We start from the raw sequence: 14,458 nt of genomic DNA on the forward strand, positions 1-14,458 counted from the left end.
GCCATGGCCGGGCCATGGAGAGACGTGGAACGTTTGAAACCTGCTTGGTCGCCGATCCGTCAGGCGTCAGTCAGGAATGATGGATACCCATTGGTTTCGTCATCCCGGCCAAGCGCAGCGCGAGCCGGGATCGGGGAACCCAGTTTCATCGCAGCACAGCGTGGCTCTCCGGCCCCGGGTCTCACTCTGTTCGCCCGGGGTGACGAACGAGAGGACAGTGCGCGCTCTCCTGAAGTCAACGCGAGGGCGTGACCCTGCAATCCGTTCCGATGGCTCTCCGCTCGGGACACCTCCCCAAATGGCACCGTGGACCGGATACCGGAGCATTTCAGGATGACGATCGCTAGATCAGAGGCCTTGCCCCCAGGTGTTTTCGCGCCTGCCGCAATTCTGCTGCGATGTCATCATCTCTTTGGAACCTCATTCGAATCATGCCTTTTCCGGAGCCCCAGGTGATCGAGACAAAATCGGGTGCAAGGCCCGCCACACTTGCCGTTGCCGCCCTTATGGTTCTCGCGCTTGCCAGCTGTCAGAGCGAACGGTTTCAGACGCCGCCCTTCTACAAGGATCTGGCCCGGGCCGACGGCGAGGTGGATGCGGCAACGGCCGCCCAGATGATCTCCCAGTACCGGATCAACAACGGCCTTTCTGCGGTCACGCCCGATGGACAGCTGACCGGCATTGCAAAGTCGCAGGCCGAGGCAATGGCAAAGGCGGGCAGCGTGCAGGCCTCGCTTGCGCCGGACCAGCAACTGGCGAGCCGCATGTCATCCATCGGCGAGCCGAAGACGGCGGCGGCTGAAAATGTCAGCGGTGGATACCGCACATTCGCGGAAGCCTTTTCCGGCTGGCGGGAGTCCCCCAAGCACAACCAGGTTCTGCTGACGCCGGACGCAACGCGCCTCGGCATCGCAACCGCCTATTCGCCGACTGCGAAGCACAAGGTATTCTGGTCGCTCGTGCTGGCCGCCCCGAGACCGGGCAGCTGACACGCCGTCTTCAGTAGCGTCTGGGATATCTCGGATAGATCGGCTGGACGGGGCGCACAACGGGAGGCGGACGCCGGTAGATCGGGTAGTTGCTGCCGTAGCGCGGCACACCGATATAGACACCCGCGCTCGGGATCGGACGGCCGTAATAGGATCCCTGCACGCCGTAACTCAGGTATTTTCCGGAGACCCATCCCTTCACATTGGCAAAGGCGGCATCGCACCAGGAGAAATTGGCCGTGCAGCCGAACACGGTCACACCGCCGCCCTGCGGAACGGTTGCCAGAACCGGATAGTTGGTGCCCGGGCCGGCACGCATGTTCAGGTTCGCGGTCGTGTAGGCAATTGCGGGACCACCGGACTGGGCCAGCGCCGGCAGTGTCATCATGGCCACGGCGCACAGCGCCAGCGGCAAACGGATCAGCATCTTGTTGTTCTCCAGTTTCCGTCTCTCCAAGGCACATCGCCCGGAGCCAATGCCCACACACGTTGAAGATGTGGGCAGACATCATGGCAAAAGTATAGCGCCGGATCCGAATTGGGCAGGCCTGCACGGCTTGCGCGACTTTGTGCTTGCCCAGCCGCCGCCGTTTCGGCTTCACTGCAAGGACAAGATCAAGGGGGGACACGCCAGAATGAAACGGGTTCAAAAACTTGCGGCAGCTTCGGCTGTCGCGGCGGCGCTGCTGCTGGCAGCGCAACCGGCCGCAAATGCCTTTGATGCACACGCCGGCTATTATTACCCCGAACCGCAGACCAACGAAGTCTATATATCCGAGCTGCCGGTTGCCAACGATGCGCGGAAACGATCGCGCGCTGCCTTTGTCATCGGCCTTGCCGCGCAGCATTCAAAGCAGAACCACGCGGCCGGATATCATCTTTTCGCCAAGGGCGGCGACCTTGAAAAGCTGATCATCGTTGCGACCGGCGATGGCCGGTACGACACGCTTTACCGCCTGCGCGCGCTCCTGGCCGCGCTGACGTCCCTCGCCCGGTCGACGGAACTCTTCGCGCGGTCCAATCATCCGCACGAGCTTAATTTTCTCGATTTCTGCAAGTTGATCGGCTTCAAGCAGGTCACCGTCACCAATGGCAAGGACATCGCCCACCAGATCAAGATCCGGTAAGCGCCTGGCGCAGCTCGAAGGTTCTGCAGGTCCTGGTGGGCTCAGCGGTTCAGCCTGCCGTTGAGCCAGGCGCGATATTGGGACTTGGTTCCATAAAACACGTTCCGGTCGACGTCACCTTTGATGCCCGGGATGCGGCCTTCGGCGGTATATTGCCAGAACACCCAGTCATCGCGCTGGTCATAAATGTTCTTCGGATGGGTGGCGACGGAGCGCAGCCAGAACTGTTCACCTTTCAGCGCACCGACGAGCCTGTCCCGGTGAAAGTCCACGGAGGAATAGATCACCGGGCGCTTGCCGTAGTGCCGCTCCATTTCATCCAGGAAAACCTTCATGTCGCGCAGGATCTTGGAACGCTCGGGACGCTTGGTACAGGTCTTGGAATGGGCATTCCATTCCATGTCCAGCACCAGCGGGATCGCTTCAGGGTCCTTCGGCACGACTTCCTTGACCCACGAAATCTGTTCTTCGACCGGGCGGCAGAAATAGTAGAAATGATAGGCCCCCCTGGGCACTCCCGCCTTGCGGGCCCCGATCCAGTTCTGGGCAAAGCGCGGGTCCGCGTGGTCGCCGCCTTCGGTCGCCTTGATCCAGGCGAATTGCACGCCGGACCGCTTGACCTCGTCCCAGTCGATATCGCCCTGCCAGCGGGAAATGTCGATCCCGTGAACGGCGTAGTCTTCGGGTGTCAGGTCGGGAAAGTCATAGGCCGAACAGGCGGCCAGCAGAAACACAAATCCGAAGAACGAACCAAATAACTTGAATTGCGGCAGCACGGCATCCTCGACAGGTTAACAAACACTTTCTGTCACAGACCAAAATGCGCGGAATTTCCTAACGGAGCGTGGATGTTCGTCGCTTTTTGCGCAAAAGTGATCAGTCATTGGCAACGGCGGTGGCCTTCACGACAGCTTCCGGCAAAACAGTGATGAAACACGTTCTCAATAATATCCGCGCCGATACTCACAGATCTGGGGCTGTGAGCGAGCAAGTCAATGTTATTAAGACTAACATTGCGCTAGAGCCTGACCATCGCACAGTTTTCAGCAAATTTATCAATGCAATCTCTTGCACTGCAACCAGTAATACGTACGCCCGCCTCTTGGGAAAGCACGGAAAAACACAGAAAAACTAGAGACATCCAGAAAAACACGACGCATTAATTGCGCCCCATATGGACTCACCTGCCTGCGGACACTAAAAAGTGAAAAAAGAAAAAATCCGGGGGCATATATGAACGAGCGTGAAACAAAGATTGTTGAGACAGCTCTTCAACTTTTTTCGCACTATGGCGTCAAGAAAACCACGATGAGTGAAATCGCGACGGCGGCCGGTGTCGCGCGGCAGACGCTCTACAACGCCTATGATTGCAAGGAACAACTCATCTACGATGCCGTCGAGCACCATGTGCGCAAGTCGGCAACCCTGATTTCACAGGAATGCACGGATGTCGAAGACCTCGGAGCACGGCTGGACATTGCGTTCATGCACCTGAGCGCGAAACCGTGCGAGATGATGTTGCAGATGCCGCACGGCGAGGAGATCCTTCAGATCCTCGAAGGCATCGACAAGAAAAAGAAAAAGAACATCATGCGCATTTGCAACGAGGCCATCGGCACCGCCCTCGAACCGTTCAGGGACAAGCTGTCTCTGGGTCAGGTGGATTTCGAGGATCTGTGCGAATTCGTCAGGATGAGCTTCGATCAGATCAGAACCAAAACCGAGGAAAAAGACCAGATTTGCCGGTCTTACGCGCCACTCAGACGGCTGCTCGAAAACAGCGTCGTTGCCTGATCCAAACTGAGTTCGCCGCGTTGGCTGGCCGGGGCTCCTGCCCGCTTTCCTGAACGGAAAAAAGGGGGGGCCCGGCAGTTTGGAGTCTGCCGGGCCTGTTGACTGAGAGGAGGTCAATCTTTCTCAGCCAGATTCTAATCCGGGGACTAGAACGTACGCTGCATCCGCACACCGAAGAGGAGTTCGTCGAGATCGTCGACGTTCTCGCCGGTGATGTCGGCGCTGGTGTTGGCATAACCTACGTCAGCACCGAGGACGAAACCGGAAACCGGCTCCCACTGCACGGAACCGTCGATTGCCCAACGGTCGATATCCGCATCGGTGTTGCCGATGAAGTCTTCCTGGTCAACGTGAGCATAGGAACCGTCAAGTGCGACGCCGATGGTCGGCGTTGCCTGGATGTACACACCCGCAGACAGGGAGTAACCCGTGCTCTTGTCGCCGTTTCCGCCGTAGTCGGACACGGAACCAAGTGTCGTGCCGGAATTGTTGACGACGGACACGCCGGTGATGCCGTTACCGATGTAGGACAGAGCGCCGTCAGCGTAGAAGCCCTGGAAGTAGATGTTGGAACCGGAGTTCGCGAACGGCAGGTTCACAACCGCACCGGCACCGATTGCCCAGCCGAGGCTGTCTTCATCGCCGGAAGCGTTGGTGCTGTTGAAGGCAGCGTCCGGATAGACCTGGTGCAGGGCACCGGAGAGCTGTGCGGAACCCCAACCCTGGGAAACGCCAAGAGCAGCAACGACGTCAGGCATACGCGTTCCGCCGTAGTCGCCAACTTCACGGTCGGAGCGGTCTTCCAGAGCCAGCGTTGCGGAGAAGCCGTTGCCGAAGGCAGCGGTGTAAGCAAGCTGGTTCGTGGTCACGTCGGACCAGTCACGCGTGACGACACCGATGAAAGCCTGACCGGTGTAGATGTTGAAGTTGGAGCCGAGGTAACCGGCGGTCAGGCCGCCCCACTGGATGTAACCGGCATCCAGCTTGAAGCCGTTCTCGCCGTTTTCCACCTGCATGCGCAGTGCAACATAGGCACGCAGGGTGCCGAATTCGGTAGCGTTGCGAGCATCGAGGTAAGCGTAACCGCGTGTCAGCCAGTCATAGCCGTCGGAGTCACGATCGGACCATTCACCGTCTTCCAGAACGTTGTTGACAACGAACTGCGTACGCAGACGGCCACCGACGCGCAGGCAGGTTTCAGTGCCCGGGATGTAGTAGAAGCGTGAACCGTAAGCGTCACAGACGCGAACGTAGTCGACCGGCTCCGGAGCAACCGGAAGATCGGCCGCCTGAGCGGTGGTAGCGGTAGCAGCAGCTGCCACGCCGAGCATCAAGCCCTTAAGTTTCATAGTAATCTCCAAGTTTTTTCGATCACAAGCAAATACCTCGAAGTGAAAACCCCAAATTTTTTCCACTTTTCGGTTTACTGACCACGCTCACAGAACATTGGTTCAGTAACTCGCCTGCTCGACTGCACTGAAATCATTTTTTCTGATTCACCTCAAGACCATTTTCGAATTCGACCGCAGATTGAAAAACAGAGTCACTTTTTTGCAACATATTGATTTTAAAGAATAATTAACAACAAAGACGGCTCCGCAACCGTTTCCCTCGGCGCAGAGTTTTACTTCATCTATACTGTTTGGCGCTTAAGCTTTATTGACGTGTTTTTGGAGGCGGGTCTTTCGACAACCTCTGGGAGACCATCATCTCGCACCTGCAAAATGGACTCAAATAACAATTTTGTCAAATTGTCTTTTTGTCCATTTGTCTAGAAATCTATACGAAAACACGTCGAAATCGCAGAATTCTGCGGATCGTATGGTTCGAAGTGGGGACGCACCGGCCGCATCGCAATGTGAGGGCACGGACTTGTGATGCGGCCTGTTGCGCTCGCCGCTCGAATCCTTATGACTGTGCGAAAATCAACTGAAGCGGAAACCTGACGATGAAAGATCGGCTCAAGCTCGTAACCTGGAACATCAATTCCGTGCGATTGCGCATGCCGATTGTCGAGAAGCTGATCGACGAAGTCGCTCCCGACGTCATCTGCCTTCAGGAGACCAAGTGTCCGGATGCCAATTTTCCTGAAAACGCCATACGCAAGGCAGGCTACGAACACATCGCCATCAACGGTCAGAAGGGTTATCACGGCGTCGCAACGCTGTCGCGGCGCCCCCTAAGCAACGTCGAGAAACGGGATTTCTGCGACGTCGGCGACAGCCGGCACGTTGCCGCCGACATTCCGTTCAACGGCTCAAGCCTGCGCCTGCACAATTTCTACGTTCCGGCAGGTGGCGATGAACCGGACCGCAAGGTCAACCCGAAATTCGCTCACAAACTCGATTTCATGAACGAGATGAAAGGCTGGCTGAAAGGACCGGAAACAGACCGTCCGGCCGTGCTTGTCGGTGATCTGAACGTTGCGCCCTATGAGCACGATGTCTGGTCGCACAAGCAGCTGCTAAGGGTTGTATCGCACACGCCTGTCGAGACGGAACTCTTCGAGAAGGTGCGTGAAGAGGGCGGCTGGCTCGACGCAATGCGCCAGTTCACGCCTCTGGAAGAAAAGCTCTACACTTGGTGGAGCTACCGGGCAAAGGACTGGTCCAAGGCGGACAAGGGACGCAGGCTCGACCATGTCTGGGTCTCAAGCCCGCTTGCAGCGCATGTCAAGTCGACGTCGGTGATCCGCGAAGCGCGCGGCTGGGAAAAGCCGTCTGATCATGCGCCCGTGGTCGCCGTTTTCGAAGCATAGGTCTGCATTTCTGTCACGCGCCTTCATAGTCGATTTCGGTGCGATATGCCGGACTGCCGGCCCATTCGAAATAGCGTTCCTTTATGGCTGTCGTCAGTTCGCCCGGAGACCCGTTTGAAAACAGGCGGTCATCGATCTGCGTGATCGGCGCAACACCGCCACCGGAAGTCGAGATCAGAACCTCGTCACTCTGGAGCAATTCTTCAAGCGGCAGCGTTCTCGTCTCGGTCACCAGACCCAGCTCCGCGCCGATTTCCAGCACGGTTTGCCGGCTGATGCCCTCCAGAACACCGGCGGCCGGCGTCACCAGATGCTTGTTCTTGATCGAGAACACGTTGAAACCTGGGCCTTCCGTGACATTCCCCTGCTGATCGAGCAAAAGCACGGTCTCCGCACCGGCGTCCTTCGCCTCGAACAGGCCCTGCGTGAAATCGCCCCAGTGATAGTTCTTCACTCTTGGATCGACACTGGATGCGGGAATGCGCGTCACGGTCCGTGCCACATGAACCGACGCGCCTGATTGCGCGATATCCGGCCGGATGACGTGAATATAGGGCACGCACCAGGCAAAGAAGTGGTTCCTGCAATCCCTTGGATCGCGCGATCCGGGGACGGCATTGACACCGCGTGAGGTAACCATCGCGACATAGGCCCGCCGCAGACCTGTGGCAGACACCAGATCGTGCAGCACGGTTTTCACCGCCGCTTCGCTCATGCCGGGATCGAGGCGAAGGCTTTCCATCGACCGGAAAAACCGCTCGACGTAAAGCCCGAGCCTGAAGAACGCGCCGTCCCAGACAGGCACGACATCATAGGTGATGTCGGAATGGATAAGGCCCCAGTCATTGAGCGGGATCGCAGCCTCTCCAATCGGCATGACCCTGCCGCGCATCCAGGCTGCGCCCGTCTTGAGGTTCGCCCCTGCGTTACGCGGCCGCATATCCGTCGGAACCGTGGTCATGGCAACGTCGCATCCTTCTTTTCGGGTATGACCTAAGGCTTCAGGATCACCTTGCCCCGCACCTTGCGCGCGGCGATCTCATCCAGAGCAACCGCGATTTCCTCCAACGGATAAACGCCGTGGACATGGGGCTTCAAACGCCCTTCCTGGACCCAGTTCAAGAGGCGCGTCATGTTCGCCCGATGGCCTTCAGGGGCACGTTCCACCGCGGCCCCCCAGAAAACGCCGAGCACGTCGACCCCTTTCAGCATGACGATATTGAGCGGTATCTTCGGAATGTCTCCGGCGGCGAAACCGATTACCAGGAAGCGGCCTTCCCAGGCCGTCGCCCGGAGCGCCTGTTCGGAATGCGCTCCGCCGACCGGGTCATAGACCACATCGGCGCCAGCACCGCCGGTGAGTTCCTTGAGCCGCTCCTTGAGCGGTTCCTTCGAATAGTCGAGGGTCAGCTCCGCACCCAGCGAACGGGCGAAGGCAAGCTTGTCTTCCGACGAGGCGCAGGCGATGACCCTTGCGCCCATGACGGATGCAATTTCCACCGCAGCCTGACCGACCCCGCCGGAGGCACCGAGCACGGCAACCGTCTCACCCGGCTGGAGATCCGCACGATCCTTGTAGGCGTGAAGCGTCGTCCCGTAAGTCACCGCCAGGCCGGCGGCAGTGTCGAAGGAAACGCCATCGGGAATCTGGATCACCTCCTGTGAGCGCACCAGCACCTTCTCACGCGCTGCACCCCATTTCATGTAGCCCATGACCCGGTCCCCCACCGTGACATCGGTAACGCCAGGGCCAACCGTTTCGACAAATCCCGCAAACTCCGCACTTGGCGAGAAGGGAAAGTCCGGCTTGAACTGGTATTTGCCTCTGATGATCAGCGTGTCGAAAAAATTGAGGGCGCACGCCTCCACCTTGACAACAATCTCCCCCGGACCGGGGACCGGTTCGTCGATTTGCTCGATCACAAGGCTGGAGGGCGGACCGAATGATTTGCACAGACAGGCTTTCAAGAGAACCTCTGAAGATAGGGAACGCAAACGGGTGCCGCTTCGCCGGCACGTCGCCACGTTAGCAAGTCCTGTCCGCGGCACCTATAGGCATTCCGGATAAGCAACCGGTTCAAAACCGGCCCGCTTTCCGCTAAGAGGCTCGCACGTGGACAAACGGGACGAATCGATGCGCGGATACTTTGCAATTGGAGCGGAAGGACTATCAAAACGCATGAATCTGGGCACCCTGATGAGATCGGCCCACGCCTTCGGCGCGAACTTCTTTTTCACCGTCGATGCGGATCAGAAAATCCGGTCTGCCCCCCCGTCCGATACGTCCAAGAGCCCGGGGCACCTGCCGGTCTTCACCTGGGACAGTGTCGACACGATGGACCTGCCGCGCGGCTGCCAGCTTGTCGGCATCGAACTGACCGACGAAGCCATTGACCTGCCCAGTTTCGGCCATCCGCTCCAGGCAGCCTATGTTCTGGGCCCGGAGCGGGGGTCTCTCTCCCCTGAGATGCTGGAGCGGTGCGACCACGTGGTTCGCATCCCGACCAAGTTCTGCGTGAACGTCGCCATGGCCGGCGCGATCGTCATGTATGACCGCCACCGCGCACTCGGACGCTACGCGGAACGTCCGGTCTCTTCCGGAGCCCCGACAAGCAAGCGCCCCAAGCATGTGAGCGGTGGCCCCGTCATGCGCAAGGGACGCAAGGTACCGGGCACCTGACCCAGGCCGCAACGGCATCTGCCCTCGCCGCTGGGTTCACAGGTTATTTGCCGGCTGTCTTCAGCTTTGCAATCAACGAACGGCTCGCAATCCAGGCAAGCACCGCCATCATCGAAAAGGTCAGGAACAGCCAGGCGGACGAATTCGCCGTCGCGTCGATATCGTTGCGGGTGTTGAATCCCGTCTGATTGGCGACCAGTCCCGCAACGGCCGTCCCGAACGACACGGCGAACATCTGGATCGTCGACAGAGCGGACGCCGCGTTCTCCTTTTCCGACGGATCGGTGAATTGAAGCGCAAAGGTGTTCAGGTGGGGCCAGCTCAGACCGATGCCTGCGCCCACCACGATGAGCGCGAGCGAAAGCAGCCCGGCCAATCCTGCCCCGGTGGCGGCATAGGCTGGCGTCGCGACGGCCAGTACAAGTGTCCCTGCGAGCAGAACCGCCGGACCCGCGAATACCACACGATGCATGGTTTTCCCGGTAAATCGCGCGGAATAGACTTCGGCACAGGACCAGCCGATGGATATCAGGGCAGCGATATAGCCGGCCAGGAGCGGTGACAGCCCGTGCAGGCGCTGCAGGTAGAACGGCATGAAGAACTCGGCATTCACGCAGAAGATGAGCAGCGACATCACGGCGAACGACAGGAACAACGGCGTTCCGCTTTTCATTGCTCCGCTTGGAAACAGCCGGATATCGGAGCTGTTTTCGCGGCGCATCAGGATGAGCACCAGGACAATGGACACCAGAACACCAACGCCGGCACCGGCGACCGTGTCAGCGAGCGATCCGGTCGAAACCGCCAGGACGGCTCCGGCTAGCAACGCCAGCTGGCCAAAGGCAATAGGTCCGGCCTGCGGCAGCGTATCGCCAACGGTTGGCAACAAGCGCCAGGCAATCAACGAATAGACGGCCGTCACCGGGATCAGCGCGGCAAAGCCGCCGCGCCAGATGTCATACTCGGCAAACATGCCGCCGACTGCGGGCCCGAACAGCATGGCGATGCCCCAGGTTCCGGACAGAAGCGCCACGGCACGCGACCACAGACGCTCCGGATAGGCAAAGACAACCATTGCGTAGCAGAGAGTGAACATCATGCCGCCGCCCGCGCCCTGTACCGAGCGTCCGATCAGCATCACGGGCATGTCCGGAGCCAAGGCCGTGACCAGGCTGCCCAGGGCGAACACGGCGCCGGAAAGGGCAAAGGAACGTTTCACGTCCATCCGGTTCAGGATCTTGCCGGTTACTGCCGCGCTCAGGATCGCGGCCAGCGTGAACAAGGTGGCATTCCAGGCGTAAAGGCCCTGCCCTCCGATCTCGGCAACGATCGTCGGCAGCATGGTCGCCGATATGTTGATATTGATCGCATGCAGAATGATTCCGCCCGCCAGAACGGCCGAAACAGGGGCATGCACACCCCAGAGAACATCGCTCCACCGGGCTTCCCCGGATTGCTCGAATGTGGCTGTCATGAGTGGTTTATCTCTTTTTGAGAACAGGATTTCGCTCAATGCCGCCCCTAGCTAGTGGCTCAACCTAAGTTGAGGTCAAGAGCTGTTTTTGAGCATTCTGCGGCCACACACAGGCGCAAAGTCTTGCATTTGGCGGCAACGGGCGGTTTTCTTGGATGGATTGCCGGGGGACATCGATGATTATTCGTTTCAAACATCTCTTGCGGACACTGTGTCTTTTGCTTTTTTTCCTGCCGTTCGGCGCAGCGCAGGCGTCGTCGGACAAGGTTGCGCTTATCATTGGAAACGGCGCCTACCGGACAATGTCGACGCTGCGCAATCCTCCGAACGATGCCCATCTCATGAGCAGCAAGCTGTCGGGACTGGGCTTTGATGTCGTTCGTCTCATTGACGGGGACAAGGCCGCTTTTGCCGCGGCCCTCACCGAGTTCGGACGCAAGGCCCAGGGCGCAGACGTCGCGCTTGTCTATTATGCCGGGCACGGTGTTCAGGTGAACGGACGCAATTGGCTGCTTCCCGTCGACGCCGACATCATTGCTTCCACGGATCTTCCCGGCCAGGCGATCAAGGCAAACGACCTTCTCGAGATCATGGAGATTTCCGGTGCACGGCTGAAGCTGGTCTTCTTCGATGCCTGCCGGAACAATCCCCTCCCGCGCTCCCTGTCCAGGGGAACCTCAAACGGGCTCGCGCGCCTGGAAGCCAACGCTGCCGGCATGATGATCGCCTTCGCGACCGCACCTGGCGATGTCGCGCTCGATGGCAGCGGAAACAACAGTCCGTTCACCGAGGCACTCGCCCGTTTGATCGACACGCCGGACCTTGAGGTGCGCCACCTGATGGGCAAGGTGCGCGAAAGCGTCTACGTGTCAACGGGTGAGCGCCAGCTTCCCTGGTTGAACGAGGCATTGATCGGTGAGTTTTACTTTGGCGGAAAGTCGGGATCCGGCGCGGCTCCGCCAACACAGCCGAAGGTCGCCGCACTCGCGCCCAGCACTCCCGAAACCACCCACAGACCGGTGCCCAGATTTGCCGGCAAGCACTGCGTTTCCGCGTCCGTTTCCGGCGGTTCTCTCGACGTTTGCGCTAGCTCGATCCTGGATCCGCAATATGGCAACCGCTACGGTCCCAACAATCTTTTTGACGGCAACCTGGCAACTGCGTGGGTCGAGGGCGTTTCGGGCACCGGATCGGGGGAACGGATCGTGCTTGCCTTCGACCGGCCGCGGCAACTCGCCGGGTTTGAAATCGTCAACGGTTACACAAAAAACCGCGACATCTTCGGCAAGAATGCAAGGGTCCGAACCGCCAGGGTGACGCTTTCAAGCGGAGACAGCCAGATCATATCGCTGCCGGACACCATGCGGGCAAGCAGCTTCAGCTTTGCGCAACCGGTCGAGGCGACCTGGCTTGAGTTGCAGATCGAAAGCGTTTTTCCCGGTTCCAGGTATACCGACACCGCCGTTTCGGAATTTGTTCCCGTATTCGCTGACTGATGCGCGGACGGGATTATCTCCTGTCGATGGCAAAATTGAACGAACGGCCGGGAAACGGCTCTTTCGTCAAGGTAAAGTGCCACCACTCACCCGGGTAGTTGCGAAATCCACCTTTGCGCATGAGCGCGACGAGGTCCCGGCGGTAAGCCTGCGCCGTCTTTGAAACCGCGTCGGAATCGGTTCGGCTTGCCGGGTCAAAACAGTCAAACGGCGTTCCGAAATCGATCGTCCCCCTGTCGCTTCGTGCGCAGACACGGTTGGCTTCGCTTGGCGGCCGTGCAGAAGCAAGGGAATCGAGACCCACATCGACTGTCGAGCCGCGCGCATGACTGCTCCTGGCACCGATATAGCCCTGACGAATCAGTTGTGATCTCGAGACATTCGGAAAGTAGGCCGGATCGGTCCCCTTGCCCGCTGCGACCCAGGCAACCATCGCGTCCACGGCACTTTGCGGCCGGTAGCAGTCGAACACCACAAGAGAATATCCCTTGCTGACAGCCGTGTTCTGCACCTTGCCGAGCGCTTTTGCAGCAGCTTCGGTCAGAACACATTCACCGGCATTGTATCCCGGCAACCGTTTGCGCATGAAATTTTTCCGGCCCGCATACCGGATTTCCTGGCGGATATCGGGAACGTAGTCCTTGAGATAGACAAACCCGTCGGGAAGAGAACCGGCCCGGCTCGGAACACCGAAAAGCAGCGAGACAGCGAGAGCTGCGCACGCCTGCCTAATCCACATCGACCGCCTCGTCGGCTTCGATCAGCTGACGCAGCCTGCCGAAGGCAAGACGTATACGCGACTTCACCGTTCCAAGCGGCAGTCCGGTCGTCTCGGAAATCTCGCTGTGGGACTGGCCGAGGAAAAACGCCAGCCTGACAACTTCCATCTGCTCTTCGGGGAGCTTGGTGATTGCGGCCCTCACGCGCTCTTCGCGCAGCCGGGCGTCCATCTCTTCCGAAACGTCGGGGAGCGGTGCCGGCTGAAGCGCGGGTTCTTCCGGATCCAGGTCAGCGGTCTTTTGCCGCCGCAGACGGTCGATGCGCCGATTGCGCGCCACGCGAAACAGCCAGGTGCTTGCGGACGATTTCCTTGGATCGAATAGATCGGCCTTGCGCCAGAGCGTCACCATGACGTCCTGCGCAATTTCTTCCGCCACCGCCGCGTCCGCGCCTTGCTTCATCAGATAGCCCTTCAGTCGCGGAGCGAAATGATCAAACAATTCAACAAAAGCGTTCTTGTCGCGGTCAGCCGCGACCTTCACGATCAGTTCGGAAAAATACTGCGCTTGCACCAAAAGCTGTCATGCTCCCTGTCCGACCCTATTCTTTAGCAGGTTCGAAACTTTTCGAAAGAGGGTTCAGGCGTTTCTGCCACACTGTTGCCGCGTTTAACCGCAAGAGCCAATAGGGGAAACAGGAATAATCGAATTCAAACGGCAGGAACGTCAAAAACCCGCAATTGCCTGGCCAAGGCTTCAACCCTTTCGTAACCAGCTTTAAGTTATCATTAAAGCTAGGTTTATAAGACAGACGGCAATTGCATCAAATTTGACGAAAACTCATAGCCAGATGGTGTGGAGATGATGAAAGCAAAATCGCTGGTACTGGCCCTCGCAGGCCTGGCCGTTTCAAGTGCAGCAGCTTTCGCGCAGACCCCGACGCTTTTGAAGCAACACAAGGACTGGGCGGCTTATACGACGCCAAGCGGTGGCGGCAAGGTCTGCTACGCGCTCACGAAGCCGACAACCATGCTGCCGGGTGACCGGAATCACGGTGAGGTCTTTTTCTTCGTGACGTCGCGCCCTGCGGAAGGCGTCTCTTCCGAACCGAGCCTCGTGGTCGGATATCCGTTCAAGGACAAATCCTCCGTCAACGTCGACGTTGACGGAAAGGCCTTTACGCTTTTCACCAACAACGACGGAGCCTGGGTCGAAAACGCAGCGACCGAAACCCAGCTCGTTGCCGCGATGAAGGCGGGCCGCGAAATGACGGTGAACGGTGAATCGAGCCGCGGAACCCGGACGACCTACAAGTTTTCGCTGTCCGGCGTCACCGCAGCCATTGATACGGCTGCACAGGCCTGCCGCTAAAAAAGCGACTTTCCGTTTCGGAACTGCCTCGGCCGGAGCCATCCGGCCGG

15 protein-coding genes are annotated in these 14,458 nt (G+C 58.9%); 7 read left to right on the plus strand and 8 right to left on the minus strand.

All coding sequences use genetic code 11. The annotated features are described in order from the left end of the window. The first annotated feature begins 452 nt into the window (after window positions 1-452). The gene (locus RBB49_RS10805; protein ID WP_336623416.1) at window positions 453-989 is read left to right on the plus strand and encodes a CAP domain-containing protein; all 537 of its coding nucleotides are present in this window, start codon (window positions 453-455) and stop codon (window positions 987-989) included. Window positions 990-999: 10 nt separating this feature from the next. Here the strand turns inward: RBB49_RS10805 and RBB49_RS10810 are convergent, their stop codons facing one another. After that, on the minus strand, window positions 1,000-1,416 hold the full coding sequence (locus RBB49_RS10810; protein ID WP_306142786.1) for an SH3 domain-containing protein: 417 nt from the start codon (window positions 1,414-1,416) through the stop codon (window positions 1,000-1,002). Window positions 1,417-1,624: 208 nt separating this feature from the next. Between RBB49_RS10810 and RBB49_RS10815 the strand changes: the two genes are divergently transcribed. Beyond that, window positions 1,625-2,116 (plus strand): hypothetical protein, encoded by a 492-nt coding sequence (locus RBB49_RS10815; RefSeq protein WP_306142787.1) that lies wholly within the window; start codon window positions 1,625-1,627, stop codon window positions 2,114-2,116. 41 nt (window positions 2,117-2,157) lie between these two features. Here the strand turns inward: RBB49_RS10815 and RBB49_RS10820 are convergent, their stop codons facing one another. Next, complete coding sequence (locus RBB49_RS10820; protein WP_306142788.1) at window positions 2,158-2,892, minus strand: GH25 family lysozyme; 735 nt, start codon at window positions 2,890-2,892, stop codon at window positions 2,158-2,160. 457 nt (window positions 2,893-3,349) lie between these two features. On the opposite strand from RBB49_RS10820, the gene RBB49_RS10825 reads away from it, so the two are divergent. Beyond that, window positions 3,350-3,910, plus strand: a complete 561-nt coding sequence (locus tag RBB49_RS10825) for a TetR/AcrR family transcriptional regulator (RefSeq protein WP_306142789.1) — start codon at window positions 3,350-3,352, stop codon at window positions 3,908-3,910. Between the two features lie 146 nt (window positions 3,911-4,056). Here RBB49_RS10825 and RBB49_RS10830 read toward each other — a convergent pair whose 3' ends face one another. Beyond that, complete coding sequence (locus RBB49_RS10830) at window positions 4,057-5,259, minus strand: porin (protein ID WP_306142790.1); 1,203 nt, start codon at window positions 5,257-5,259, stop codon at window positions 4,057-4,059. Window positions 5,260-5,858: 599 nt separating this feature from the next. Here RBB49_RS10830 and xth point away from each other — a divergent pair. Beyond that, window positions 5,859-6,668, plus strand: coding sequence for an exodeoxyribonuclease III (gene xth, locus RBB49_RS10835; RefSeq protein WP_306142791.1), 810 nt, complete (start codon window positions 5,859-5,861; stop codon window positions 6,666-6,668). A gap of 13 nt (window positions 6,669-6,681) precedes the next feature. On the opposite strand, the gene RBB49_RS10840 is transcribed toward xth, so the two are convergent. After that, on the minus strand, window positions 6,682-7,629 hold the full coding sequence (locus RBB49_RS10840) for an aminotransferase class IV (protein WP_306142792.1): 948 nt from the start codon (window positions 7,627-7,629) through the stop codon (window positions 6,682-6,684). 32 nt (window positions 7,630-7,661) lie between these two features. Beyond that, window positions 7,662-8,636 carry an NADPH:quinone oxidoreductase family protein gene (locus tag RBB49_RS10845; protein WP_306142793.1) on the minus strand — a complete coding sequence of 325 codons (975 nt, stop codon included), beginning with the start codon at window positions 8,634-8,636 and terminating at the stop codon, window positions 7,662-7,664. 166 nt (window positions 8,637-8,802) lie between these two features. On the opposite strand from RBB49_RS10845, the gene RBB49_RS10850 reads away from it, so the two are divergent. Then, complete coding sequence (locus RBB49_RS10850; RefSeq protein ID WP_306142794.1) at window positions 8,803-9,348, plus strand: RNA methyltransferase; 546 nt, start codon at window positions 8,803-8,805, stop codon at window positions 9,346-9,348. 43 nt (window positions 9,349-9,391) lie between these two features. On the opposite strand, the gene RBB49_RS10855 is transcribed toward RBB49_RS10850, so the two are convergent. Next, on the minus strand, window positions 9,392-10,822 hold the full coding sequence (locus tag RBB49_RS10855) for an MFS transporter (RefSeq protein WP_306142795.1): 1,431 nt from the start codon (window positions 10,820-10,822) through the stop codon (window positions 9,392-9,394). A 176-nt stretch (window positions 10,823-10,998) separates the two neighbouring features. Here RBB49_RS10855 and RBB49_RS10860 point away from each other — a divergent pair, with 176 nt between their 5' ends. Next, window positions 10,999-12,318: a caspase family protein gene (locus RBB49_RS10860; RefSeq protein WP_306142796.1), complete on the plus strand. Its 1,320-nt coding sequence runs from the start codon at window positions 10,999-11,001 to the stop codon at window positions 12,316-12,318. A gap of 13 nt (window positions 12,319-12,331) precedes the next feature. On the opposite strand, the gene RBB49_RS10865 is transcribed toward RBB49_RS10860, so the two are convergent. Both RBB49_RS10865 and RBB49_RS10870 read right to left on the minus strand, forming a co-directional pair. Further along, on the minus strand, window positions 12,332-13,057 hold the full coding sequence (locus RBB49_RS10865) for a M15 family metallopeptidase (protein WP_306142797.1): 726 nt from the start codon (window positions 13,055-13,057) through the stop codon (window positions 12,332-12,334). Continuing rightward, entirely contained in the window at window positions 13,047-13,613 is a 567-nt protein-coding gene (locus RBB49_RS10870) for a sigma-70 family RNA polymerase sigma factor (RefSeq protein ID WP_306142798.1), read from the minus strand. Before RBB49_RS10870 ends, RBB49_RS10865 begins: the two co-directional genes overlap by 11 nt. 285 nt (window positions 13,614-13,898) lie before the next feature. Between RBB49_RS10870 and RBB49_RS10875 the strand changes: the two genes are divergently transcribed. Further along, window positions 13,899-14,408: an invasion associated locus B family protein gene (locus RBB49_RS10875; RefSeq protein ID WP_306142799.1), complete on the plus strand. Its 510-nt coding sequence runs from the start codon at window positions 13,899-13,901 to the stop codon at window positions 14,406-14,408. Window positions 14,409-14,458: the final 50 nt, after the last annotated feature.

The sequence above is a fragment of the Roseibium sp. MMSF_3412 genome (genome assembly GCF_030733265.1).
Lineage (GTDB): Bacteria > Pseudomonadota > Alphaproteobacteria > Rhizobiales > Stappiaceae > Roseibium.